Annotated in this window: 18 protein-coding genes; 2 read left to right on the plus strand and 16 right to left on the minus strand. The window is 71.1% G+C overall.

The annotated features are described in order from the left end of the window. Positions 1–57: 57 nt before the first annotated feature. The 9 genes from OG446_RS16840 to OG446_RS16880 all read right to left on the minus strand — a co-directional run bounded on the left by OG446_RS16840 (position 58) and on the right by OG446_RS16880 (position 15,681). Positions 58–1,263, minus strand: coding sequence for a DNA polymerase III subunit delta' (locus tag OG446_RS16840; protein ID WP_328894819.1), 1,206 nt, complete (start codon positions 1,261–1,263; stop codon positions 58–60). Positions 1,264–1,524: 261 nt separating this feature from the next. After that, positions 1,525–4,788 (minus strand): dTMP kinase, encoded by a 3,264-nt coding sequence (gene tmk / locus OG446_RS16845; RefSeq protein ID WP_328894820.1) that lies wholly within the window; start codon positions 4,786–4,788, stop codon positions 1,525–1,527. Between the two features lie 354 nt (positions 4,789–5,142). Continuing rightward, entirely contained in the window at positions 5,143–8,013 is a 2,871-nt protein-coding gene (gene topA, locus OG446_RS16850; protein ID WP_328894821.1) for a type I DNA topoisomerase, read from the minus strand. A 313-nt stretch (positions 8,014–8,326) separates the two neighbouring features. After that, on the minus strand, positions 8,327–8,524 hold the full coding sequence (locus OG446_RS16855) for a hypothetical protein (RefSeq protein WP_328894822.1): 198 nt from the start codon (positions 8,522–8,524) through the stop codon (positions 8,327–8,329). 725 nt (positions 8,525–9,249) lie between these two features. After that, entirely contained in the window at positions 9,250–10,785 is a 1,536-nt protein-coding gene (locus OG446_RS16860) for a class I SAM-dependent methyltransferase (RefSeq protein ID WP_328894823.1), read from the minus strand. A gap of 72 nt (positions 10,786–10,857) precedes the next feature. After that, positions 10,858–11,484: a small secreted protein gene (locus tag OG446_RS16865; RefSeq protein WP_328894824.1), complete on the minus strand. Its 627-nt coding sequence runs from the start codon at positions 11,482–11,484 to the stop codon at positions 10,858–10,860. A gap of 279 nt (positions 11,485–11,763) precedes the next feature. Then, complete coding sequence (locus OG446_RS16870; RefSeq protein WP_328894825.1) at positions 11,764–14,199, minus strand: sodium-translocating pyrophosphatase; 2,436 nt, start codon at positions 14,197–14,199, stop codon at positions 11,764–11,766. Between the two features lie 284 nt (positions 14,200–14,483). Beyond that, positions 14,484–14,957: an ATP-binding protein gene (locus OG446_RS16875; RefSeq protein WP_328894826.1), complete on the minus strand. Its 474-nt coding sequence runs from the start codon at positions 14,955–14,957 to the stop codon at positions 14,484–14,486. Between the two features lie 370 nt (positions 14,958–15,327). Further along, positions 15,328–15,681, minus strand: coding sequence for an STAS domain-containing protein (locus tag OG446_RS16880; RefSeq protein WP_003967428.1), 354 nt, complete (start codon positions 15,679–15,681; stop codon positions 15,328–15,330). A gap of 78 nt (positions 15,682–15,759) precedes the next feature. On the opposite strand from OG446_RS16880, the gene OG446_RS16885 reads away from it, so the two are divergent. Further along, positions 15,760–18,240: a DEAD/DEAH box helicase gene (locus OG446_RS16885; protein ID WP_328894827.1), complete on the plus strand. Its 2,481-nt coding sequence runs from the start codon at positions 15,760–15,762 to the stop codon at positions 18,238–18,240. On the opposite strand, the gene OG446_RS16890 is transcribed toward OG446_RS16885, so the two are convergent. From OG446_RS16890 to ssd, 7 genes are all read right to left on the minus strand, one after another. Continuing rightward, positions 18,179–18,640: an Rv3654c family TadE-like protein gene (locus tag OG446_RS16890; RefSeq protein WP_328894828.1), complete on the minus strand. Its 462-nt coding sequence runs from the start codon at positions 18,638–18,640 to the stop codon at positions 18,179–18,181. The two genes, OG446_RS16885 and OG446_RS16890, sit on opposite strands and share 62 nt — an antisense overlap. Then, entirely contained in the window at positions 18,637–19,023 is a 387-nt protein-coding gene (locus OG446_RS16895; RefSeq protein WP_389256698.1) for a TadE family type IV pilus minor pilin, read from the minus strand. Before OG446_RS16895 ends, OG446_RS16890 begins: the two co-directional genes overlap by 4 nt. 127 nt (positions 19,024–19,150) lie before the next feature. After that, on the minus strand, positions 19,151–19,336 hold the full coding sequence (locus OG446_RS16900) for a DUF4244 domain-containing protein (protein ID WP_328898322.1): 186 nt from the start codon (positions 19,334–19,336) through the stop codon (positions 19,151–19,153). A 77-nt stretch (positions 19,337–19,413) separates the two neighbouring features. After that, positions 19,414–20,256 (minus strand): type II secretion system F family protein, encoded by an 843-nt coding sequence (locus OG446_RS16905; RefSeq protein WP_328894830.1) that lies wholly within the window; start codon positions 20,254–20,256, stop codon positions 19,414–19,416. Continuing rightward, positions 20,253–21,098, minus strand: a complete 846-nt coding sequence (locus tag OG446_RS16910; protein WP_328898323.1) for a type II secretion system F family protein — start codon at positions 21,096–21,098, stop codon at positions 20,253–20,255. Before OG446_RS16910 ends, OG446_RS16905 begins: the two co-directional genes overlap by 4 nt. A 29-nt stretch (positions 21,099–21,127) precedes the next feature. Further along, positions 21,128–22,276 (minus strand): TadA family conjugal transfer-associated ATPase, encoded by a 1,149-nt coding sequence (locus OG446_RS16915; RefSeq protein WP_328894831.1) that lies wholly within the window; start codon positions 22,274–22,276, stop codon positions 21,128–21,130. Then, the gene (gene ssd, locus OG446_RS16920; RefSeq protein WP_328894832.1) at positions 22,273–23,334 is read right to left on the minus strand and encodes a septum site-determining protein Ssd; all 1,062 of its coding nucleotides are present in this window, start codon (positions 23,332–23,334) and stop codon (positions 22,273–22,275) included. Before ssd ends, OG446_RS16915 begins: the two co-directional genes overlap by 4 nt. 567 nt (positions 23,335–23,901) lie before the next feature. Here ssd and OG446_RS16925 point away from each other — a divergent pair. Then, complete coding sequence (locus tag OG446_RS16925; protein ID WP_328894833.1) at positions 23,902–24,750, plus strand: HAD family hydrolase; 849 nt, start codon at positions 23,902–23,904, stop codon at positions 24,748–24,750. Positions 24,751–25,060 lie beyond the last annotated feature (310 nt).

Genomic DNA, 25,060 nt, shown 5'->3' on the forward strand with positions numbered 1-25,060 from the left:
TTCGGAGATCGGCCGGGGCTGTGCGACCGTCGCGTCGCGCAGCCGTGACCGACGGCCTCAGCCGGCCCGCAACGCCATCGTCATCGCCTCCACCGCGAGCAGCGGGGCCACATTGCGGTCCAGGGCCCGGCGGCAGGCGGTCACCGCCTCGATCCGGCGCAGGGTGCGCTCCGGCGTGGAGGAGCGGGCGATGCGGTCGAGGGAGTCCTGGGCGTCCGCGTTGGCGATGGCGATCCGGGAACCCAGTTGCAGGGCGAGCACATCGCGGTAGAACCCGGTCAGTTCGGTGAGCGCCAGGTCGAGGCTGTCGCGCTGGGTACGGGTCTTGCGCCGCTTCTGCCGGTCCTCCAGCTCCTTCATCACCCCTGCGGTGCCCCGAGGCATCCGGCCCCCGGCCGAGGCGCCGAGCGCGGCCTTCATGTCTTCCGTCTCCTTGACGTCGACATCCTCGGCCGCCTGCTTGGCATCGTCGGTGGCGGTGTCGATCAGTTCCTGGGCGGCCTTGAGGCAGCCGCCGATGTCATCGACCCGCAGCGGAAGTTTCAGGACGGCGGCCCTGCGGGCACGCGCCCGCTCGTCGGTGGCGAGACGGCGGGCCCGGCCGATGTGCCCCTGGGTGGCGCGGGCGGCGGACATGGCCCGCTCCGGATCGATGCCGTCGCGCCGGATCAGGACATCGGCGACGGCGTCGACCGACGGCGTGCTCAGCGTGAGGTGGCGGCAACGCGACCGGATCGTGGGCAGCACGTCCTCCAGCGAGGGCGCGCAGAGCAGCCACACCGTGCGCGGCGCGGGCTCCTCGACCGCCTTGAGCAGCACATTGCCCGCGCCCTCGGTGAGGCGGTCGGCGTCCTCCATGACGATGACCTGCCAGCGCCCGACGGCCGGCGAGAGCTGGGCACGGCGGACCAGCTCGCGGGTCTCCTTCACACCGATGGAGAGCAGATCGGTGCGGATCACGTCCACATCGGCGTGCGTACCGATGAGGCTCGTGTGACAGCCGTCGCAGAAGCCGCACCCCGGCGCCCCGCCCAGGGCACGGTCCGGGCTGGTGCACTGCAGGGCGGCGGCAAAGGCCCGGGCGGCGGTGGACCGGCCGGAGCCCGGGGGGCCGGTGAACAGCCAGGCATGGGTCATCTTCGAGCCGGGCGGCACCGGCTCTCCCGCGGAAATGGCGGTGACCAGCACGTCGGCGTCCCGGGCGGCGGCACCGAGCTGCTCCTGCACGCGGTCCTGGCCGACCAGGTCGTCCCATACGGACATGGGTCACCGCCCTTCCGGTGGTGTGCGGGCCGAGCCGCCGTTCCGTCGGAACGGTGGTACGGCCCGGGTGGCTCTCGTCACGGCTGTCGCCGTGATGTGCGTCGGTCCGGCTTCCCATTGTGGGGGACGGGTCTGACAATCCCGGCAGACTGCCGGAGGGACAACGGCAGCCGGGGCAGCCGGAGAGACGAAGGCAGCCCGGGCTGCCGGACGCCGATGGCCCCGCGCCTGTTCGCGCGGGGCCATCGGCGTCGTACCCGGTCAGCGACGCGGGCGGCGTCCCCGGCCCCTGGGCCCCGGGTCCTCGTCGTCGTGGTCGCCGAGCAGTTCGTCCGCCAGCGTGGGCAGATCGTCCAGCGGCGTCTCCTCCGCCCAGTCCGGACGCGGACGCCCCGACCGGCCGGACGGCCCCTGCCGGTCCCGGTCCGCGGGCGGGTTCGCCTGCGGGTCGGTGATCTGCGGCAGCTCGCGGGTGCGCTCGTTCTCGCCCTCGGGTACGGAGGCCGCCGGGCGCTCGTCCCGGAAGATGCCACGAGGTACCCGGTCCGCGGGGTCGGCGTCGCGTGCGGAGTCATGCCCTCCCGCGTCCCGTACCGGCGGCAGCACCGCCGTCTCGTCCGCCGCACCGGGATGCCCGGGCGCGTCGGAGATCTTCGGGATCATCGCGGTCTCGGCCTCGTCGGAAGGCCAGGGCGCGGACGGCGACGCGCTGCGGGACCGCCCGGAGCCGGACTTCGGATCCACCGGGGAGGGCACCGGCTGCGTGATCTCGTTCGGGTTGACGATCGGGGTCGGCACCGTCAGCTCGCTGTCCGACACGGATGGCTCGGACGACCCGGACGACCCGGGCCTCTCGGCGGCACGCGAGGCCTGGGCGGCCTCGGCGGCCTCCGCGTCGGCTTCCGCCTGCGCGGCCGCCGCCCGGGCCCGGGCGCTCTCCGCGGCGGCAGCGGCCTCTGCCTCTGCCTGCCGTCGAGCCGCCTCGGCCCGGAGCAGGGCCTCCTCCGCCTTGCGCTGCTTCTCCAGACGCCGGGCCTCGGCTTCCTGGCGCAGCCGCGCCTCCTCCTCGGCCTGGCGGCGCAACCGGGCCTGCTCGGCCTCGCGGGCCGCGTCCTCGGCTTCGACCCGGGCGCGCTCCTCCTCGGCGATGCGGCGGGCCTCCTCGGCGCGCTGCCTGGCCTCTTCCGCCTGGCGTTCGGCCTCGCGCCTGCGGGCTTCCTCCTCCTCGCGGCGCTTGCGCTCCTCCTCCTCGGCGCGGAGCTTGGCGAGCTGCTCCTGGCGCTCGCGCTCCAGACGCTCCTCCTCCGCCTTGCGCGCGGCTTCCTCCTCGGCGAGGCGCCGGGCCTCTTCCTCGGCGGCCTTGCGCGCCTCTTCCCGGGCCTTGATCTCGGCTTCGGAGAGCGGAAGGAGCTGGTCGAGCCGGTGACGCACGACCGTGGTGATCGCCTCCGGTTCCTGGCCGGCGTCCACCACCAGGTAACGCGTCGGGTCGGCGGCGGCCAGCGTCAGGAATCCGGAACGCACCCGGGCGTGGAACTCGGGCGGCTCGGACTCCAGCCGGTCGGGCGCCTCGGTGAACCGTTCCCTCGCGGTCTGCGGGTCGACGTCCAGCAGCACCGTCAGATGCGGTACGAGTCCGCTCGTCGCCCAGCGCGAGATCCGGGCGATCTCGGTCGGCGCGAGATCACGGCCCGCGCCCTGGTAGGCGACGGACGAGTCGATGTAGCGGTCGGAGATGACGATCGCGCCCCGCTCCAGCGCCGGGCGCACGACCGAGTCGACGTGCTCGGCGCGGTCGGCGGCGTACAGCAGTGCCTCGGCCCGGTTGGAGAGCCCGGCCGACGACACGTCGAGCAGGATCGAGCGCAGCCGCTTGCCGACGGGGGTCGCACCCGGTTCGCGGGTGACGACGACCTCGTGGCCCTTGGCACGGATCCACTCGGCGAGCGCCTCGACCTGGGTGGACTTGCCCGCTCCGTCACCGCCCTCCAGAGCGAGGAAGAAGCCGGTCCCGGCGGGCGCGACCGCCGGGTCGCCCCCACGCAGCGCCTCGCGCAGATCGCGGCGCAGCGGCACTCCGGAACGGTCGTCCGTCTTCGCGAGGACGATCGCGGCGACCGGCAGCAGCAGGGCGCCGATCAGCATCAGGGTGAAGGCGGCACCGCCGTGCGCGAAGACGAAGTCGCCCGCGGTCAGCCGGTGGGTGCCGATGGCGGCGGCCACCAGCGGGCCGCCGACCGCGCCGAGCGCGATCAGGACCCGGACGACGGCCTGGAGGTGCTCGGTGGTCCTGGCCCGGCGGAACTCCTCGGTCTCCTGGTCGACGAGCACATGGCCGGTGTTCGCGGCGACGCCCGCCGCGTATCCGGCGAGCACGGCGAGCATGAGGACGGTCGCCGTGTCCGGGACCAGACCCATCGCCAGGAGGGCGACTCCGGTGACGGCGGTGGCCAGGGAGAGCAGCCGCCGCCGCGACAGGGTGGGCAGCACCTTCTGCGCGGTACGGATGCCGACACCCGTACCACCCGTCAGGGCGAGGATCAGCAGGGCGAAAGTGGCGGGGCCACCACCGAGGTCGGCGGCGTCCAGCACGGCGACGGCGGCCGCGGCCGCGATCGCTCCGGCGACCGCGGCGCAGGTCGCGACGATCAGCGGGACGGCGCCCGTACGGCCCTTGTCCGGTCCGCTGCCGGCGGACGGCCGGCGCAACCCCTCCAGGGGCGAGCGCGGGCGGGGCGTCGGTGTGCCGGGCAGTTCCAGGAAGTACACGGTCGAGATCGAGGCGGAGAACAGCCCGGCCGCGACGTACGAGCCGAGGGCCGCCTGGTGGAAGGAGAACCACTCCAGGCCCGAGCCCAGCAGATTGCCGATCAGCGTGGCGACCAGCAGAACGGCCGCGGCGGCGGGAACGGCGGCGAAGTCCGTACGCAGGGAGAGCCGGCGCAGTGAGTCGAGGTGGTCCGGCAACGGACGCACCGCGGCGCCCTCGATCGGCGGTGCGGGCAGCAGCGCGGGCGCCGCCCCGTCCTTCGCGATCGTCCACAGGCGCTCACCGGCGCCGGTGACGAAGACGGTGATGAGGATCATCATGAGCGCCTTGTCGGGCGTCCAGTCGATCCACAGGGGCGCGACGACCAGCAGCGCGAGCCGCAGCCCGTCGGCGCCGATCATCAGCCACCGCCGGTCGAGCGGCCCTCCCGGCGCCGTCAGGGTCGTCAACGGCCCCAGGAGTACGGCTCCGAAGAGCAGGGTGGAAATAATCCGGGCCCCGAAGACGGCGGCGACGGCGAAGGCCGCCCCGCGGTATCCGGATCCGAATGAGCCCTCAAGGACCGCCGCTTGCAGCGACAGCAACACCAGCACGAGAAGGGCGAGTGCATCGCCGGTACTGCCGACGAGCTGGGCGCTCCACAACCGCTTCAGCGGGGGAACACGCAACAGGGCTCGTACGGCGCGCTCGCGTGAGTCTGCGGCAAGTGTGTCGGAGGTGGGGCTCACGACCGTTGGCTGCTCGGCTCGCGTCATCCGCCCAGCCTATCGGGAGCGGGGCGGTGCCCGCGGTCCGCGTCCGAACATACGACCGTCGACCTCACGATCCGACCCACTCGACGGGCACGCGGACCCGGGGACCGCAGAACCATCCCGCCGGCGTCTCCAGCCCGGCCGGCGCCTCGGCGACTCCAGCCCTTCCGGCGTTTGAGGAGCGGGGGTCCGGGGGCGGAGCCCTCGGTTACGGAAAGGGGCAGGTAGGGAAAGGTCCGCCGCAGGCGCAACCCCTCGCCCCCTCACCCGCCTCCCACCCCCGGAAACGGCAACGCCGGAGGGGCTGGACACTCGTCCAGCCCCTCCGGCGTCAAGGAGCCCAGGGCCCCAGGAAGGTCAGTCCTCCACGGAAGCCGAGGAAGCAGCCGTCTTCTTGGCCGCGGTCTTCTTCGCCGCAGTGGTCGTCTTCTTCGCGGCAGTCGTCTTCTTCGCCGCGGTCTTCTTGGCCGCCGTGGCCGTCTTCTTGGCCGCAGTCGCCTTCTTTGCCGGCGCCTTCTTTGCCGGGGCCTTCTTTGCCGTCTTCTTCTTGGCCGGCCCCTTGGCCCGCTTCTCGGCGAGCAGCTCGTAGCCGCGCTCCGGCGTGATGTCCTCGACGCTGTCGTCGGTCCGCAGCGTCGCGTTCGTCTCGCCGTCCGTGACGTACGCACCGAAGCGCCCGTCCTTGACGACGACCGGAGCACCGCTCACCGGGTCGGTCCCCAGCTCCTTCAGCGGCGGCTTGGCAGCGGCCCGCCCGCGCTGCTTCGGCTGGGCGTAGATGGCGAGGGCCTCTTCGAGCGTGATGTCGAAGAGCTGGTCCTCGGAGGTGAGGGACCGCGAGTCCGTGCCCTTCTTCAGGTACGGGCCGTAGCGGCCGTTCTGCGCCGTGATCTCGACGCCTTCGGCGTCCTCGCCGACCACACGCGGCAGCGACATCAGCTTCAGCGCGTCGGCCAGCGTCACCGTGTCCAGTGACATCGACTTGAAGAGCGAGGCCGTCCGCGGCTTCACCGCGTTCTTGCCGGTCTTCGGGGTGCCCTCGGGCAGCACCTCGGTGACGTACGGGCCGTAGCGCCCGTCCTTGGCGATGATCTGGTTCCCGCTGACCGGGTCCGCACCGAGCTCGAAGTCGCCGCTCGGCTTGGCCAGCAGCTCCTCCGCGTACTCGACGGACAGCTCGTCGGGCGCCAGCTCCTCGGGGACGTCCGCGCGCTGGTGGCCCTCGGAGTCCTTCTCGCCGCGCTCGATGTACGGGCCGTACCGGCCGACCCGCAGCTTGATGTCGTTGCCGACGGGGAACGAGGAGATCTCCCGGGCGTCGATCGCGCCGAGGTCGGTGACGAGCTCCTTGAGCCCGCCGAGGTGGTCGCCGTCGCCGTTGCCCGCGTCGGAGGCCTTTCCGGCACCGGCCGCGTCGTCGCCCTCCTGCGCACCGAAGTAGAAGCGCTTCAGCCACGGCACGGACTGGGCCTCGCCCCGCGCGATGCGGTCGAGGTCGTCCTCCATGCGGGCCGTGAAGTCGTAGTCGACGAGCCGGCCGAAGTGCTTCTCCAGCAGGTTGACCACGGCGAACGACAGGAACGACGGGACGAGCGCCGTGCCCTTCTTGAACACGTACCCGCGGTCGAGGATCGTCCCGATGATCGAGGCGTACGTCGACGGGCGGCCGATCTCGCGCTCTTCGAGCTCCTTGACCAGCGAGGCCTCGGTGTAGCGGGCCGGCGGCTTGGTCGCGTGGCCGTCGACGGTGACCTCGTCGGCGGTCAGCGCGTCGCCCTCGGCGACCTGCGGCAGTCGGCGCTCGCGGTCGTCGAGCTCGGCGTTCGGGTCGTCGGCGCCTTCGACGTACGCCTTCATGAAGCCGTGGAAGGTGATCGTCTTGCCGGACGCGGAGAACTCGGCGTCCCGGCCGTCGCTCGCCCGGCCGCCGATCTTGACGGTGACGGAGTTACCGACCGCGTCCTTCATCTGGGAGGCGACGGTCCGCTTCCAGATCAGCTCGTAGAGCCGGAACTGGTCACCGGTGAGACCGGTCTCGGCAGGGGTGCGGAAGCGGTCGCCGGAGGGGCGGATCGCCTCGTGCGCCTCCTGCGCGTTCTTGACCTTGCCGGCGTACGTGCGCGGCTTGTCCGGCAGGTAATTCGCACCGTAGAGCTGCGTGACCTGCGCCCGGGCCGCGGAGATCGCGGTGTCCGAGAGGGTCGTGGAGTCGGTACGCATGTAGGTGATGAAGCCGTTCTCGTACAGCTTCTGCGCGACCTGCATGGTGGCCTTGGCCCCGAAGCCCAGCTTCCGGCTCGCCTCCTGCTGGAGGGTCGTCGTACGGAAGGGGGCGTACGGCGAGCGGCGGTACGGCTTCGACTCGACGGACCGCACGGCGAACGCGGAGTCGGCGAGCGCGGCGGCCAGGGCGCGGGCGTTCGTCTCGTCCAGGTGCAGCGTCTGGGCGGAGCCGGCCTTGAGCTGCCCGTCCGGACCGAAGTCGCGGCCCTGGGCGATGCGGCGCCCGTCGACCGCGCTGAGGCGGGCGGTGAGCGTCGAGGGGTCGGATGCGTCACCGGTGCGGCCGGTGGCGAAGGTGCCGGTCAGGTCCCAGTACTCGGCGGAACGGAAGGCGATGCGCTCGCGCTCCCGCTCGACGACGAGGCGGGTGGCGACGGACTGGACACGGCCCGCCGACAGCCGCGGCATGACCTTCTTCCACAGGACCGGCGAGACCTCGTAGCCGTAGAGGCGGTCGAGGATACGGCGGGTCTCCTGGGCGTCGACCATGCGCTGGTTGAGCTCGCGCGGGTTGGCGACGGCGGCCCGGATCGCGTCCTTGGTGATCTCGTGGAAGACCATCCGGTGGACCGGGACCTTGGGCTTGAGCACTTCCTGCAGGTGCCACGCGATGGCTTCGCCCTCGCGGTCCTCATCGGTGGCGAGGAAGAGTTCGTCGGACTCGGCCAGAAGCTGCTTCAGCTTCCTGACCTGGGCCTTCTTGTCGGCGTTGACGACGTAGATGGGCTGGAAGTCGTTCTCCACGTCGACGCCGAGACGGCGTACCTCGCCGGTGTACTCGTCCGGCACCTCGGCGGCGCCGTTCGGGAGGTCGCGGATGTGCCCGACGCTCGCCTCGACGACGTATCCGGGGCCGAGATAGCCCTTGATCGTCTTCGCCTTGGCAGGCGACTCGACGATGACGAGTCGGCGGCCGCCCTGTGCGGTCTCGCTGGTCGGGGACAACTTCGCTCTTCTCTCCGGTCGACGCTCGGTGGGCATCAGGGCAGCGCGATGGCGCTGCCGACAGTGCTGTCGCTGCGGAGTGTGACGGTACAACCCGCCCCCGTGTCAAACGGCAAAAGCCCGCAACGGCCACTCGAACGGTAACCCGACTTCCGCCATTCCTGCCGCCCGGCCCGCTCCGTCCGCCGTCCGCGCGGCCGCTGCCTGCGGGTTTCGGCGGCGCTGTGGCCGCCCTGCGGACGAGAAGCCCCCGGGGCGCCCGGCCCGGGCGTGTTCCCGCGCCGGCCGGGGCGGGAACGGACCGGATCGGGTTTCAGATGCGGGTGAGGCACCACACCCCGAGGACGAGGAAAAGTACGCCGAACACAGTGGCGAGTGCGGTGGAGGCGACGGGGCTCACCCCGTACGCCACCGGCGCACGGCGCAGCACGCGCGCCCCCGTCCACAGCAGCAATGCCGCGCCGAACAGCGCGAACACCGTTCCGGCGAAGACAGCAGGTCCGCTCTCCATACCCGTACGCCTCCCCGTCCCCCCGGCGCGGCCCGGCACGGTCCGCCCGCCCGGTGCCGCCCGGTTCGGGGGAGGTTCCCACCGTGGAACGTCGCAGGCACGAACTCCGGGTGAACAGCCGGGCCGTGGTGGACACCTCACGGCTGACGCCCCCTCGGCGCATCACCACAGGCGCGGCAACCATGGCCGAATTCACATCACGGGCGGGGTCCCCCTGTGCCGCCACCTCAGCCATGGAACTCATACGTGGAATCCGGACACGGAGGCCGGACATGGAGGCCGGACATGGAGGCCGGACATGAGGGCCGGACATGGGGCCAGCCCCGGAGGCCGTCTCCCGCGGACAACTCGGGCCCGGATCAGCCCTCGTAGGACGTCGGCGGAACCTCCCCGAGAGTGCGCGTTCACGCCCGCGGGTCCGGCCAGTACCCAACCGGAGTCCGGCGCCGAAGCAGCGACCGCGCCGAAGCTCCGGGGAAAGTACTGGTGACAAGGCCATCCGGCACATACGGCAGAGGTGCCCCGCCCCGAACCGGAGCCGCCCCCAGGGCTCAGCAGCGCAGTTCCGGGCGGCCCGGGGCAGGAGGCAGGCCACAGAACGCGCCCCACAGTCGCCCGGCGGCGGGCCGCCCCACACCGGCAGATGCCTCGTCCAGCCCGATGAGGCCTCGCCCAGCCCGCCACGGATCATCGGGCCTCCGACGGATCATCCGGCCCGATTCAGCTCACCCAGCCATCCGCCCGGCCGGGGGCAGGGGCTCCAGGAAGCCCTCGTCGACCAGGAGCCGGATGGCCTGCGGGGTGCGGTCGCGCAGCAGCACCGGGTCCTCGTTCATCAACTGGGCGATCGCGTCCAGGATCCGGCCGGCGGGCAGCGATCCGTCGCACACGCCGGCGAACCCGGCACCGACCGCGTCGACCTTCGTCGCGCGCCGCATACCGCGGTTCTGACGCAGCACCACATGCTCCGGGTCCTCGGCCCCCGGCAGGCCCACCTGCTCCTGCACGACCTCGGCGGCAAGGGTGAAGTGAGCGGCCAGCAGCGCCGCGTCGTCCTGCTCCCGCAGATAGTCCTGGCGGGCGAAGTGCGCCTCGATGGCCGGCCCGAGCGGCTGCTCCACCGCATGCGGCCACTCCTCGATCACGATCGAGGCCTCCCCGGCGGCTGCCGCGGCGGACTTCCGCAGCGTGATCCAGCCGAAGCCGACCCCCTTCGTGCCGTGGGCCTCGAACTCGTCGAGCCAGGCGTCGTACCGCGCGGCGTACTCCGCGGGGTCCGTGCGGTGGTCGCCGCTGTCACGCAGCCACAGCTCGGCGTACTGCGTGACGTCCTGCACCTCGCGCTGCACGATCCAGGCATCGCAGCCCTGCGGCACCCAGGAACGCAGCCTGTCCTGCCACTCCTCGACCTCGGTGTGCTGCCAGTTGGCCAGGAAGTGGGCGTAGCCGCCCTCGTTGAGCCGGTCGCCGGTCTGCTGCACGAGGGTCCGGCACAGGTCGTCGCCCGCCATACCGCCGTCGCGGTAGGTGAGGCGGGCGCCGGGCGAGATGACGAAGGGCGGGTTGGAGACGATGAGGTCGTACGTCTCCGTGCCGACGGGCTCGTACAGCGAACCCTCGCGCAGGTCGGCCGGGGCGGCGCCGGACAGGGCGAGGGTGAGCCGGGTGAAGTCGAGGGCGCGTGGGTTGAGGTCGGTGGCCGTGACCCGGGTGGCGTGCTGTGCGGCGTGCAGCGCCTGGATGCCGGAGCCCGTACCGATGTCCAGGGCGGATCCGACGGGCCTGCGGACGGTGATCCCGGCGAGGGTGGTGGACGCCCCGCCGATGCCGAGGACGACGCCCTCCTCGTGCGAACCGATCCCGCCGGCACCGCCCACCGCGCAGCCCAGGTCGGAGACGATGAACCAGTCCTGGTCCTCCGGGCCGCTGTACGGCCGCACGTCGACCGTGGCCCGCACCTCGCCGTCCGCCTCGGTCAGCCAGCCGTCCGCCACGCACTCCGTCAGCGGGAGCACGGCGGCTGCCCGTCCGGCGGGGACCGGGCGCTGAAGAAGGAAGAGGCGCACGAGCGTGTCGAGCGGCGCGTCGCCCCGGGTGGCCCTCAGCGCCGGGACCGTCTCGCTGCGGGCGAGCGCGGCATAGGCGGGTGCGCCGAGCAGTTCGAGGAGCCCGTCTGCGGTGAAGGCGGCGGCGAGCAGGGCTTCGCGGAGCCGGGTCGCGTGGTCTGCTGCGGGAAGACTGGTCTTACTCACATGCCCCATTGTGACGGCTCCCACTGACAACGGCAGCGGCCCGGCGGCCCATCAGGGGCGCCGGGCCGTTCGCGGGCCCGGCTACGACTCCTTGCTGGGCGAGGCGGACGCCTCCTTGGAGGGCGCCGCCTCCTTTGACGCACCGGCCGAGGGCGAAGCCGAGGCCGTGGGCTTCTGGCAGCCCTTCTGCTTGGCCATCGCCTCACCGACCTCACCGGACTGAAGCTTCTTCAGCGCCTGGTCGCCGTTGGTGCTGATCTTGTTCAGTTCGTCGGCGATGCCCTTGAGGCCGTCGGCGAACTCCGCCTGGTCCTTCGTGTCCAGGGCGTCGACCTTCTTCTGCAGATTCGCGTAGGCCACGGAGGAGGCGTTGAGCTCCTTCACGGCCTCCTTCTGCGTCGTCTCGCCGTCGTCGACCGGCGGCGGACCCGCCGAGTCGACAGCGGTGCCCAGCGCCTTGTACGCCTGCGAGATCTGCTGGAAGGCGGCCGAGTCGGTCTCCTGGACGTCGGCGGGCTTGCTGTTGTCGGCGGTCTGCTGCTGGATCGAGGCGTTGGCGTTCGCGATCTTCTGCAGCTGGGGCTGGACCTGGTCACAGACCTGCTTGGCCCAGTCGTTCACCTTGTCGTCGCTGTCGTCACTGCAGCCCGACAACGTAAGTACCAGTACCGCACCGCCGGACAGCGCGGCCGCTAGCTTCTTGTTCACCGGATTGGTCCCTTCCAAGGCTCTCGGCCCCGGAACTTACACGCCGAACGCCCCCCATCCGGGTGCCGGGCGTCCGATGGATAGCCTTTTGCAGCCATTTGCACCAAGGGAAATGAGGGAGATACAACTCACCCACACAGCCCCCGAGCACGGGAACAGCTGTACGCTCCACCACTCCTGCGGACACAGAGACGGACGGACACGACATCAGAATGCCGCGCCCGCCCGATTCTTGATCCTCCGTCATCTAGGGTCCGCGTACGTCACGCCGAATCCGGCTCACTGAGCGGCTGCCGGGTCGGCCGGCCTGGCCGTACCCTCCCCGTCACCTCCCTCGGAACCGCCGTCCTCGCCCACGGCGATCCCCCTCCTCTTGGAGACGTAGACGGCACCGACGATGACCGCGATGGCCAGCACGGCCACCACCGCGCGCACCCCCGCGCTCGCGTCCTCGCCGTAGCTGAACTGCACCACCGCGGGGGCGATGAGCAGCGCCACCAGGTTCATCACCTTGAGCAGGGGGTTGATCGCCGGCCCGGCCGTGTCCTTGAACGGATCGCCGACCGTGTCACCGATGACGGTCGCGGCATGGGCGTCACTGCCCTTGCCGCCGTAGTGACCGTCCTCGACGAGCTTCTTGGCGTTGTCCCACGCACCACCGGAGTTGGCGAGGAAGACGGCCATCAGCGTTCCGGTGCCGATCGCGCCCGCCAGGTACGAGCCGAGTGCCCCGACACCGAAGGTGAAGCCGACCGCGATGGGCGCCAGCACCGCCAGCAGACCGGGGGTGGCCAGCTCGCGCAGCGCGTCCTTGGTGCAGATGTCGACGACGCGCCCGTACTCCGGCTTCTCCGTGTAGTCCATGATCCCGGGATGCTCACGGAACTGCCGTCGTACCTCGTAGACCACGGCGCCCGCCGAACGGGAGACCGCGTTGATGGCCAGGCCGGAGAAGAGGAACACCACCGCTGCGCCGAGGATCAGGCCGACCAGGTTGTTGGGCTGGGAGATGTCCAGACTCAGCCCCAGCTCCCCGGCCGAGGCGCCGACATCGTCGACCGCGGTGGCGATCGCGTCCCGGTAGGAGCCGAAGAGCGCCGCTGCCGCCAGAACCGCCGTGGCGATGGCGATGCCCTTGGTGATGGCCTTGGTGGTGTTGCCCACGGCGTCCAGGTCGGTGAGGACCTGCGCGCCGGCGCCGGTGACATCACCGGACATCTCGGCGATGCCCTGCGCGTTGTCGGAGACCGGGCCGAAGGTGTCCATGGCGACGATCACACCGACGGTGGTGAGCAGCCCGGTACCGGCCAGCGCCACCGCGAACAGCGCCAGCATGATCGACGTACCGCCCAGCAGGAACGCTCCGTAGACGCCGAGCCCGATCAGCAGCGCGGTGTAGACGGCGGATTCCAGGCCGATGGCGATGCCCGCGAGCACCACGGTCGCAGGCCCCGTCAGTGAGGACTTGCCGATATCCCTGACGGGGCGCCGGCTGGTCTCGGTGAAGTAGCCGGTCAGCTGCTGGATCAGGGCTGCCAGCACGATGCCGATGGCAACGGCGACCAGCGCGAAGACCCGCGGGTCCCCACCGTGCGAGGTGATGGCCGCATCCGTGACCCCGTCCAGTTCCGCGTACGAGGACGGCAGGTAGACGAAGACCGCGACGGCCACCAGCACCAGCGAGATGACGGCGGAGATGAAGAAGCCGCGGTTGATGGCGGTCATTCCGCTGCGGTCGGAGCGGCGCGGGGCGACCGCGAAGATCCCGATCATCGCGGTGACCACACCGATCGCCGGCACGATGAGGGGGAAGGCGAGGCCCGAGTCGCCGAAGGCGGCCTTGCCCAGGATCAGGGCGGCGACCAGCGTGACGGCGTACGACTCGAAGAGATCGGCCGCCATGCCCGCACAGTCCCCGACGTTGTCGCCCACGTTGTCGGCGATGGTGGCGGCGTTGCGCGGGTCGTCCTCGGGGATGCCCTGTTCCACTTTGCCGACCAGGTCGGCGCCGACATCGGCCGCCTTGGTGAAGATGCCTCCGCCGACCCTCATGAACATCGCGATCAGCGCCGCACCGAGCCCGAAGCCCTCCAGCACCTTCGGCGCGTCGGCGGCATAGACGAGAACCACGCAGGAGGCGCCCAGGAGCCCCAGCCCCACGGTGATCATGCCGACCACGCCGCCCGTACGGAAAGCGATCTTCATTGCTTTGTGCGAAACGGCGGTGAGATCCTTTTCCGGTTCGCCTTCCGCAGGGGTCGCCTCACGCGCGGCGGCCGCCACCCGGACATTGCTCCGTACGGCCAGCCTCATGCCGATGTATCCGGTGGCTGCCGAGAAAAGCGCACCGACCAGGAAGAACACCGAACGTCCTGCGCGCTGCGACCAGTTGTCGGCCGGAAGCAGCAGAAGCAGGAAGAAGACCACGACGGCGAATACGCCGACCGTACGCAACTGTCGTGCCAGATAGGCATTCGCACCCTCCTGGACCGCGGCCGCGATCTCCTTCATGCGCTCGGTGCCCTCACCCGCCGCCAGCACCTGCCGCACCAGCAGCTGGGCGACGATCAGTGCGGCGACGGCGACGACCGCGACGACGATCACGATGATGCGGTTGTCATCGGTGAGTACCGCGGCCGCGAGAGTGGTGGGTGGGTCGGAAAGTGCGGAAAACTGCGTCAGTTCTGCCAGTGGTGTGGTGCCGAACCCCGCCATACGTCCTCCTTGACGCTCAGCGCTCAAGACGTGGACGGATTGTAGGGAGCGGAACACGATCAAAACAGTGCGCGGTAAATGCAATTGCTCTTCATCCACCGAACGGCAATTGATCGAGATCCCCGCATGGACCGAATGCAGTAATGGGACAGATGCATGTGCCGGAGGATCACCGGCGGCGCGGAAACGAAAAAGGCCCTGCTCAGCAGGGCCTCGGAAAACTGGATCAGGGCCGGCCGACTACGCCGTCGGGGTGGCTGAACCACCCCGGGACCCGAGCCGCCTCAGGGAAGAACGGTGACAGGCGTCTTCGGCCAGCTCATGCGGATCACTCCGCCGTCCGCACCGGACCTGACCTCCACGTCATCGACCAGACCGCTGATGACCGCCAGACCCATCTCGTCCTCACCGTCGCCGTCGGCGTCCGGTTCCGGTTCGTCCGGTCCCACGCCGGGCGCGAGGTCGCGTCGCCCCGAGACGCCGGGCACGGAGCCGTCGGCACCCGGGCCGGGCACCTCGTCACCGACCTCGATGGAGAAGGACTTCTCGTCCTCGATCAGGACGACCGTGACGGGAGCCGTGATGCCGTGGCTGCGGTGCAGCCCGACCGCGCGGCTGCAGGCCTCTCCCACGGCGAGTCTGACCTCGTCGAGCACTGCCTCGTCGACCCCGGCCCGGCGCGCCACGGCAGCCGCCACGAGGCGGGCCGTTCTGACGTGTTCGGGCTGGGCGCTGAAGCGGAGTTCAACGGTGGCCATGCGATCCCCCTCGAACGTACGTAACTGCATCCACAGGAGCCGGGCCAGCGGCCCGGTACTCCTGAGCTCTGTCTGCGAAGCCGCTGATCCGTCGGCCGGCGGACACCGCCCGACAACCGTTCAGCAGTCCGACAACCGCCGGACCACTGTTCCGACCGCTGACCGATCGCATGACGACCGGCCGTCGCCGACCGACGAATGTCGGCCGCATACCGCCGAACGGGTGACGGAACGATGCCGGACACCAGTGACCGGGGTCACCGGTCACCGATGAACGGCTACCGCCGCCCAGGCCGTCCTGGTGCGGAAATGCTGTCGCGCCGGCCACCGCCGGACCGGCTGCAGAGCCGGCCCGACCGCGGACGGGACGTCAGTCGGTGGCCGCCACGGCCTCATCGACCGTGGTGTGGATGGGGAACACCTTGGTCAGACCGGTGATCCGGAAAATCTTGAGAATGCGCTCCTGGTTGCACACCAGGCGCAACGAGCCCTCATGGGCCCGCACACGCTTCAAACCGCCCACGAGCACGCCGAGGCCGGTGGAGTCGAGGAAGTCGACACCCTCCATGTCGACAACCAAGTGGTAGCTGCCGTCATTCACCAACTCGACCAACTGCTCGCGCAGCTTGGGCGCGGTATACACATCAATCTCGCCACCGACCTCGACGACCGTACGGTCGCCACCAGGGCCGGACACATTGCGAGTCGACAAGGACAGGTCCACGGATCCTCCAGCACCTTGCTATCGAGCGGTCGCCCCTCGGTCTCCCCGGCGGAGCCAGGGGACGGATCGCCAGCCGCGATGGCATTCAATCACTTACGGGCAGCCATGCACGACGCCTTGGGACCATTGTCCGTCCTGCCAGTGACACACTCGGTGCCGATGGCCAAGAATCACCGCCCCAGCGAACCACCCGGGAACGGGGGCTCCCGCCCCTCTCCCGACGTGGTTCTCGACCGGCTCGCCGCTGCGGCGGGCCGGTCCTCGCGCATCACTCATACGGAGCACTTGCCCCCGCGCGCGGGAACCCATGCCATCTGGCCCGATCGCATCCGCCCGGAAGTGATCGCCGCCATCCAGAACGCCGGCATCGATCATCCCTGGGCCCATCAGGCCACCGCGGCGGAGCACGCCCTGGACGGCGAGTCGGTCGTGATCGCCACCGGCACGGCCTCCGGAAAGTCGCTGGCCTACCTCGCCCCGGTCCTCAGCGCCCTGCTGGACGGCTCCGAAGCCCCCAACGGCCGTGGGGCGACCGCGCTCTACCTCTCCCCCACCAAGGCCCTGGCGGCCGACCAGCGACGCTCGGTGAAGGAACTGGCGGCCCCGCTGGGCAACGGGATCCGCCCCGCCGTCTACGACGGCGACACCCCGGTCGAAGAACGCGAATGGGTACGCCAGTACGCCAACTACGTGCTCACCAATCCCGACATGCTGCACCGCGGGATACTCCCGTCCCACCCCCGCTGGTCCTCCTTCCTGCGTGCCCTGCGCTACGTCGTCATCGACGAGTGCCACACCTACCGGGGTGTCTTCGGCTCGCACGTCGCCCAGGTGGTGCGCCGGCTCCGCCGCCTGTGCGCCCGCTACGGAGCCGATCCGGTCTTCCTCCTCGCCTCGGCCACCGCTGCGGAGCCCTCGGTCGCGGCCGGCCGTCTCACCGGCCTCACGGTCACCGAGGTCGCCGACGACGCCTCCCCTCGGGGTGAACTGGTCTTCGCCCTGTGGGAGCCGCCCCTGACCGAGCTGTCGGGCGAGAAGGGCGCCCCCGTGCGTCGTACCGCGACGGCCGAGACCGCCGATCTGCTCACCGACCTGACCGTGCAGGGCGTGCGCTCCGTCGCGTTCGTACGCTCGCGGCGTGGCGCCGAGCTCATCTCCGTCATCGCGAAGGAACGCCTCGCCGAGGTCGACCGGTCCCTGCCCTCCAGGGTCGCCGCCTACCGCGGGGGCTACCTCCCCGAGGAACGCCGCGCCCTGGAGCGCGCACTGCACTCGGGCAGCCTGCTCGGCCTCGCCGCCACGACCGCCCTCGAGCTCGGCATCGACGTCTCCGGCCTGGACGCGGTCATCATCGCCGGGTACCCCGGCACCAGGGCTTCGCTGTGGCAGCAGGCCGGCCGCGCCGGCCGGGCAGGCCAGGGCGCCCTCGCCATCCTGGTGGCCCGAGACGACCCGCTGGACACCTTCCTGGTCCACCATCCCGAAGCGCTGTTCCAGCAGCCCGTGGAGTCCACCGTCCTCGACCCGGACAACCCCTACGTCCTGGCTCCCCACCTGTGCGCCGCCGCCGCGGAGCTACCGCTCACCGAATCGGATCTGGCCCTCTTCGGTCCCGCCGTGGCCGAGCTTCTGCCGCAGCTGGAAGCCGCCAAGCTGCTCCGCAGACGCGCCTCGGGCTGGCACTGGACCCGGCGCGAGCGGGCCGCCGACCTCACCGACATCCGGGGCGAGGGCGGGCGCCCCGTCCAGATCGTCGAGGAGGGCACCGGCAGGCTGCTGGGCACCGTCGACGAGTCGGCCGCGCACACAGCCGTCCACGAAGGCGCCGTCCACCTCCACCAGGGCCGCACCTACCTGGTCAGGAAACTGGACCTGGAGGACTCGGTCGCCCTGGTCGAGGAGGCCAGTCCGCCGTACTCGACGACCGCCCGCGACACCACGGCCATCACCGTCCTGGAGACCGACACCGAGATCCCCTGGGGAGACGGAAGGCTCTGTTACGGCTCCGTCGAAGTGACCAACCAGGTGGTCTCCTTCCTCCGTCGCAAACTGATCACCGGCGAGGTGCTCGGCGAGAGCAAACTGGACCTTCCGCCCCGCACCCTGCGCACCCGGGCCGTGTGGTGGACGGTCACCCAGGACCAGCTCGACGCCGCACGGATCAACCCGGAGATCCTCGGCGGCGCGCTGCACGCCGCCGAGCACGCGTCGATCGGGATGCTGCCGCTCTTCGCCACCTGCGACCGCTGGGACATCGGCGGGGTCTCCGTACCCCTGCATCCGGACACCTTGCTGCCGACCGTCTTCGTGTACGACGGCCACCCCGGCGGCGCCGGCTTCGCCGAACGCGCCTTCCACACCGCCCGTGCCTGGCTGACCGCCACGCGCCAGGCGATCGCGTCCTGCGAGTGCGAAGCGGGCTGCCCGTCGTGCATCCAGTCCCCCAAGTGCGGCAACGGCAACGAACCCCTGCACAAACGAGGCGCCGTCCGCCTGCTCACGGAACTCCTCCGGTCCGCCCCGCCCGGCCCGGTGGAGCCGGACGGTCCGAGCGGCTGACGGGCGCCGCCGTCGGCGGACCCGCCCGGGACCTGACCTCGGGTGCGTACGGCCCACGGCGCACCCGGGCCGTCACATCGGCGATCTCCCCCTGGACGGCGCACCGCACCACTTCCGCCCCCTGAGCCGCTGCCACGTCCCGGGCCGACCCGCAGGCGACAGCGGCTCCCTCCAGAGCCCGGTCCGCCGCGGCGAGCGCGGCCAGGTCTGCCGCGCCCGCGGCCCGGTGCCGGACCACCACCACCTGTCCGAGAGCCAGCACCACGGCGAAGACGACACACAACGTCGCCGTGGTCACGGCCGCCCACACGGTCGCCAGCCCCTGATCCCCCGTCCTCCCGCACATCCGGAGCCGGCCCGGGGCCCGGGCCGTCCTTCGCGAACCGGGCCCCGCCGTCATGGCGCCACCCCCGCAATGCCTTCAGCCGCCACCGTGCCCCCGGCCGCGACCCCGGCCATGTCCTCGACCCCGGCCATGTCCTGGGCCCCCATGTCCTCGGTCGCCGCCACAGCTTCCGCGCTCAGTGTCACGGCCAGCGGCCCGGGACCCGGAGCCGGTGCGGCCACGGTGACCCGCCACAGCTGCCCGGCCCGCTCCACCTCGACCCGGGCCCGCTCAGGTGCCGCCGACAGGGCCGCCTCCCTCACCTGCGCCTCCGGTTCGGAGCGGGCTGCCGCCCTGGCACCGGCCCGCGCCGCGTCCACACACCGGATCTGGCCCGAGGCGGCCATCAACGCCCACAGGAGGGCGAGCACGAAGATCACTATCACCGGAATCGCCATGGCCGCCTCAGCCGTCACCGCGCCCCTGTCACGCCCCCGCCCGGCGGGCCCGGCTCCCTCTCTGGCGCGTCTCTTCCGCACGGCCCGTTCCCCTGCCCCGAAGCCCTGTACCGCTCCGGCTCCGCCCTCAGAACTTCGCATCGAGCGCGTCCTTGAGCAGCGATTGCATCTGTGCCATCACCGGCGCGCTGGTGACCACCTTGTAGAGCACCGCGGCAAACGCACACGCCGCAATCGTTCCGACCGCGTATTCCGACGTCGTCATTCCGGTGTCCGCCCGAACTTTGCGTGCCACGGTTCGCACCCAGCACATGATTGACCGCTTCACTTCAAACCCCCGATTAACCGATATCTATGGAGAAATTGCTCTTACCAGGATCTTTATGGCCGTCAAGGCTGTAGCAGCCCTCCCGCCAGCCCGATCACCACAGGCGCCACGCCCACGGTCAGAAAGGCAGGCAGGAAGCAGAGCCCGAGGGGCGCGGTGATCAGAACGGCCGCCCGCTGGGCCCGCGCCACCGCCGCGCTCGTCCTCTCGGCCCGCATGACCTCGGCCAGCCGGGCCACCGACTCGGCCGCAGGAGCGCCGGTCGACCCGGCCCGGTCCAGGCAGCGCGCCAGGGCGGCAGCTCCCGGTATCGCCCCGAACCTCCCCCAGGCGACGGCAGGATCACCACCGAGCCGGATTTCCGCTGCCGTACGCGCCAGTTGCTCGCCGACCGGCCCGCCCAGCGACTCCCCGACCGCCTCGGCCGCCTCGCGCGGACCGGCGCCCGCAGAGATGCAGGCCGCCAGCAGATCGGCCGCCAGCGGAAGCTGACGCGTCGCCTCCGCTGCTGTCGCCGCCTCGGCAGCAGCTCGGGGTGCCTGTCCGAGCCGCGCCCGCTGCCATCTCCAGGTACCGCAGGCCGCCGCCAGTCCAACCACCCACCCCGCGGGTCCGCCCACCAGGATCCAGCCCGTCAGAAGGGCGCCCAGCGCGGCCGCCCCCTGCCTGGCACCGGCGACGGAGACCGGCAACCGCATCCGCCCCGGGCGCCCTCCCAGCAGGCCCGCACGCCCGCCCAGGGACACCGGAACGGAAGAGCTCACGGCCAGGAGCGTCAGACCGCGCCGGCGAACCCGCTGCCCGGTCCGGCGCCGGCCCAGAGCGAGAGCGGTCTGGGCACACACGCCCAGCACCAGCGCCGCCGCCCCCACCCTGTGGACAACCTCACCCAGCACGGCGCTCACGCCGCTTCTCCCTTGCGGACGATCCCAGTCGCCCAGACCAGCCCGGCCGCTTCCAGCGAAGCGCCCACCACCAGACAGCCCAGCCCGACGGGGCTGTGCAGCAACACCGCCAGCGGATCCGCCCCGAGTGCCGATCCCAGCCCCACTCCCAGCACCGGCAGCAGTGCCAGCACCACGACCGTCGACCACGGCCCGGCCAACTGCGCCCTCAGCTCCTCCCGCTGACGCCGCTCGGCCCGTAACGCACCTTCCAGCCGGTCCAGCCCGGCGGCGAGCCCCGCACCGCCGTCCGCTGCCACCCGCCAGCAGGCCGCCACTCCCGCGAGGCCCTCCAGGCCCGGCTCGCCCGCCGCCTGCCCCAGGGCCCGGGGAACATCGCCGCCGAACCGCGCCGCGGCCGACACCCCGGGCCCTGCCGCGCCCAGTGCCCCCGTGGCATGGACCGCGACAAGCAGCGCCTGCCCCGGTTCGTGCCCGGCCCTCAGCTCGCCCACCACCGCGCCGCACAGGTCCACCACCCCGTCTGCACGGAGCTCCCGCTCCTTGCGCAACTCCCTTCTCCCCAGCCACCGCCTCACAACGGGGGCCGCGACCACCCCCGCGATCAACGGCAGCACGGACTCGCCGAGGACGGCCAGAACCAGAGCCACCGGCACGCACAGCCACTCCCGTCGCCCCCGCAGCCGCGTTCCCCACCGGATCCGGCCGTTCGCCCAGCCCTCACGAAGCGGCGACTGCACCATCCCGGGACCGAACAGCGCACGGGCTCTCCGGTGCCCTTGACTCCGCCCGGCCACCACGAGCCCGGCAGCCGCCCCCGCACACAGCGCGGCCGCAACCACCGCCTCCGGCGCCCCCACCGCCGTACCGCTCACCGTGCGTCCCCGATCAGCGCCCGCAGCCGGTCCCAGCCCCGCTCCCGCTCGAAACGGGCGGCTACCCGGCGCAAGGCCGGAACGGTCACCACCAGCCCCGCTCCATCGCGTTCCAGTACGTGGATCTCGGAGATCCTCCGCAGGCCGGTCCGGTCCCGCACGAGATGGACCACCACCGACAACGCCGCCGCCAGCTGACTGTGAAGCGCCGTCCGGTCCAGCCCCGCAGCGGTCCCCAGCGCCTCCAGCCGGGCGGGTACATGCTCGGCGGCATTGGCGTGAACAGTTCCGCAGCCGCCCTCGTGCCCCGTGTTGAGGGCCGCCAGCAACTCGGTGACCTCGGCACCTCGCACCTCTCCGACGACCAGCCTGTCGGGACGCATACGAAGGGCCTGACGCACCAGATCCCGAAGGGTCACCCGCCCCGCACCCTCCTGATTGGCAGGGCGCGATTCGAGGCGCACCACGTGCGGATGGTCCGGCCGGAGCTCGGCCGAGTCCTCGGCGAGCACGATGCGCTCCCGCTCCCCCACCACGCCGAGCATGCTCGACAGGAGCGTTGTCTTCCCCGCCCCCGTCCCGCCACTGATCAGGTACGAGACCCGGGCCTCCACCAGAGCCCGCAACACTCGGTCGCCGCCCGGTGGGATCGTCCCCGCCGCGACCAGGTCCTCCAGTGAGAAGGCCTTCGGCCGGACGACCCGGAGCGACAGGCAGGTCGATCCGACGGAGACCGGCGGCAGCACGGCATGCATCCGGGTCCCGTCCGGCAGCCGGGCATCCACCCAGGGCCTGGCATCGTCCAGACGCCGCCCCGCGACGGCCGCCAGCCGCTGCGCCAGTCTGCGGACCGCCGCCGCGTCCACGAAGGTCACCGCGGTGAGTTCGAGCCCGCGGCCCCGGTCCACCCACACCCGGTCGGGCGCGGACACCAGTACATCCGTGACCGCCGGATCGGCGAGCAACGGCTCCAGCACACCGCTCCCGATCAGCTCCCCGCGCAACTCATCGGCCACGCCCAGAACCTCGGCATCCCCGAGCAGCCTCCCCTGCGCCCTCAGCGCAGCCGCCACCCCCGCCGGAGTCGGCGCCGCACCGCTCTGCGCCAGCCGCTGCCTTACCGCGTCGAGCAACGCCTCGGTCATGACGCACCCCCAACGACCTGGCCACCGGCCGCTTCGCCCGCAAGGGCTCGGTCCCAGAAGGCCGTACAGAACCTGGCCAGCGGCCCGCGGGGGCTTCCTCCGGGCGGCTCCCCCATGTCCTGCTCGGCCAGCAGCCCCGGTTCCAAGGGGAGTTCACCAACGAGCGGCAACCCCATGGCGTGCGCCACCCACTGGTCGTCGAGCCCGGAGGCATACGGTCCTCGCGCCACCACGCGGAGGTCCTCCAGAACCATTCCGGCCATCGATGCCACCCGTTTCGCCGCAGCGACCGCCCGCAGCTCCCCGGGCACCACGAGGAGCCCGAGGTCCAGCTGCGCCAGGGCCTCGGCCACGGCCTCGTCGACCCGCCGCGGCAGATCCACGACCACCACCCCGCCGAGCCGGCGCGCGGCGCCCATCACCGCTTGCATGGCCTGTGGCGGGATGACCACCCAGTCGTCACGACCCCAGCTGAGCACCCGCAGTCCGTGCAGGGCGGGCAGCGACTCCTCCAGCGCGCCGCCACCGACCCGCCCTTTGGAATGGGCGAAATCAGGCCACCTCATTCCCTCGGCCCGCTCACCGCCGAGCAGCACATCAATGCCCCCGCCCAAGGGGTCGCCGTCGATCAGCATCGTCCGCCGCCCGGCCCTCGCCGCAGTCACCGCCAGCGCACAGGCCAGCGTTGACGCGCCGGAACCACCCCTGCCACCGATCACCCCGACGGTCAGCGCCGGCCGGCCGATCCCCTCAGCCGCGTTGGCGATCTGATCGACCAGCCAGTTCTCCGAATCGGGCAGGCGCAGCACGTACTCGGCCCCGATCTCCACGGCCCTGCGCCACACGTCGGGAGCATCCTGATCGCGGCCGACGAGCATCACTCCGCGCCTGCGGGCCGCCCCGCGGCACCGAACCGCCGCGTCGTCCCCCACGAGGACCATGGGGGCCTGCTCCCATCCCCCTCGGCGGTCAGGCATCGTGTGATGGACCTCGGGCTCCGCTCCGGCGGCTGCGCACAGCCTCAGCAGATCGTCGAGCAGTTCCACATCCTCGGTCACAATCAGCGGTCCGCCCCGTCGGGCCTCGCCAGCCGGCAGACGATCCCGTGCACTGGATTCAGCCACGATCTCCGCCCCCTTCTTCGCTCACCTTCACCGCGGTTCACGGCGTTCTCGGAGCCTTCCGAGAACGGTGATTCCGGAACCCGTGGACTTCACGGGTGGAATCACGGTGCAGTGCTTCGGAAAATCGTGTGGATCTTGCTCAAGAACTGTGGACAACTCCACCGTTGTGAATAACTCCGTCGCTCAAACCGGCGACTTCCGAGAGGAACCGCCCCGTGACGCACCGTGACGATGCATGCTGAGCGGAGTCGCCCACGAATGCAGGCCATGAAGGCCGAAAAGGAGGAGAAGTGTGTGATTCCGAGCGACAGAACCGCGTCCGGACATGCGACGACCCCCGCCGGGGGGGAGAGCGGGGGTCGTCCCCACGGCCGACTCGGGGGGGGGGAGGAGTCGGACCGGGTTAGCACGGTCGCGAACGATCCGTGACTTCCATGGTGTACCCGAGGGCCTTCTCAGGCAAACCCACGCGCCGGGGTTTACGCCGAATGGTGGGCCCCTATGCTCTGCCTTGTGGAAAACCGCTTCTTGCCGCGCACAGCCGCCTTCTTCGACCTGGACAAGACGGTCATTGCGAAGTCATCGACACTGACCTTCAGCAAGTCCTTCTACCAAGGCGGACTGATCAACCGCCGCGCTGTACTGCGCACTGCGTACGCACAGTTCGTGTTCCTCGCCGGGGGCGCAGATCACGACCAGATGGAGCGGATGCGTGAATATCTCTCATCGCTCTGCAAGGGCTGGAACGTGCAGCAGGTGAAGGAAATTGTCGCCGAGACCCTGCACGACCTGATCGACCCGATCATCTACGACGAAGCGGCGACCCTCATCGAGGAACATCACACCGCCGGACGCGATGTGGTCATCGTGTCGACCTCCGGGGCCGAAGTGGTGGAACCGATCGGTGAGCTGCTGGGCGCCGACCGCGTCGTCGCCACCCGCATGGTCGTCGGCGACGACGGATGCTTCACCGGCGAGGTGGAGTACTACGCGTACGGACCGACGAAGGCCGAGGCCATCAGGGCTCTCGCCGTGTCCGAGGGCTACGACCTCGCCCGTTGCTACGCATACAGCGACTCAGCCACCGACGTACCCATGCTGGAATCCGTCGGCCACCCGCACGCCGTCAATCCGGACCGCGCACTGCGGCGCGAGGCGACCCTGAGGGAATGGCCGATTCTCGTCTTCGACCGCCCGGTCCGACTCAAGCAACGCCTGCCCACACTCTCGATGCCGCCACGGCCGGCACTGATGGCTGCTGCGGCGGTGGGCGCAGCAGCCATCACGGCCGGGATCGTCTGGTACACCGCCCGGCGTCGTGCCACCACAACGCCACCCTTGCCCGTTTGAACCAACTAGTCCGTAATTGAACCTAAAAGTAAAGAAGTACAGCCAGCACTTCCGCTCACCCGACCCCTGGAGTACAAAGGACTCAACGGCCCGCGAGACCAAGGACGTCCGAGAGGATGACCTGTAACGCAGAGAAGGCCCCACGGACCGCGCATGAAAGCCGGGCACCCACGCGACGTCGACCCGTCGATTACGGGCCAGCCGCACCAGGAACGGGCAAAGTACCCGACCTGATGGGCATATATCGAGGACGCTTGGTAACTGGGCGGACATGCCAGCGGCGGTACCGAATTCGGTACCGCCGCAACCC

This window comes from Streptomyces sp. NBC_00236 (genome assembly GCF_036195045.1).
Lineage (GTDB): Bacteria > Actinomycetota > Actinomycetes > Streptomycetales > Streptomycetaceae > Streptomyces.

Coding starts and splice junctions, on each gene's coding strand:
- OG446_RS16895 (WP_389256698.1), bottom strand. CDS start 19,023: ATGGCGATTCCGGTGATAGTGATCTTCGTGCTCGCCCTCCTGTGGGCG.
- OG446_RS16875 (WP_328894826.1), bottom strand. CDS start 14,957: ATGGCCACCGTTGAACTCCGCTTCAGCGCCCAGCCCGAACACGTCAGA.
- OG446_RS16900 (WP_328898322.1), bottom strand. CDS start 19,336: ATGTGCTGGGTGCGAACCGTGGCACGCAAAGTTCGGGCGGACACCGGA.
- tmk (WP_328894820.1), bottom strand. CDS start 4,788: ATGACGCGAGCCGAGCAGCCAACGGTCGTGAGCCCCACCTCCGACACA.
- OG446_RS16855 (WP_328894822.1), bottom strand. CDS start 8,524: ATGGAGAGCGGACCTGCTGTCTTCGCCGGAACGGTGTTCGCGCTGTTC.
- OG446_RS16915 (WP_328894831.1), bottom strand. CDS start 22,276: ATGACCGAGGCGTTGCTCGACGCGGTAAGGCAGCGGCTGGCGCAGAGC.
- OG446_RS16890 (WP_328894828.1), bottom strand. CDS start 18,640: ATGACGGCGGGGCCCGGTTCGCGAAGGACGGCCCGGGCCCCGGGCCGG.
- OG446_RS16870 (WP_328894825.1), bottom strand. CDS start 14,199: ATGGCGGGGTTCGGCACCACACCACTGGCAGAACTGACGCAGTTTTCC.
- OG446_RS16925 (WP_328894833.1), top strand. CDS start 23,902: ATGCTCTGCCTTGTGGAAAACCGCTTCTTGCCGCGCACAGCCGCCTTC.
- OG446_RS16885 (WP_328894827.1), top strand. CDS start 15,760: ATGGCATTCAATCACTTACGGGCAGCCATGCACGACGCCTTGGGACCA.
- OG446_RS16840 (WP_328894819.1), bottom strand. CDS start 1,263: ATGTCCGTATGGGACGACCTGGTCGGCCAGGACCGCGTGCAGGAGCAG.
- OG446_RS16860 (WP_328894823.1), bottom strand. CDS start 10,785: ATGGGGCATGTGAGTAAGACCAGTCTTCCCGCAGCAGACCACGCGACC.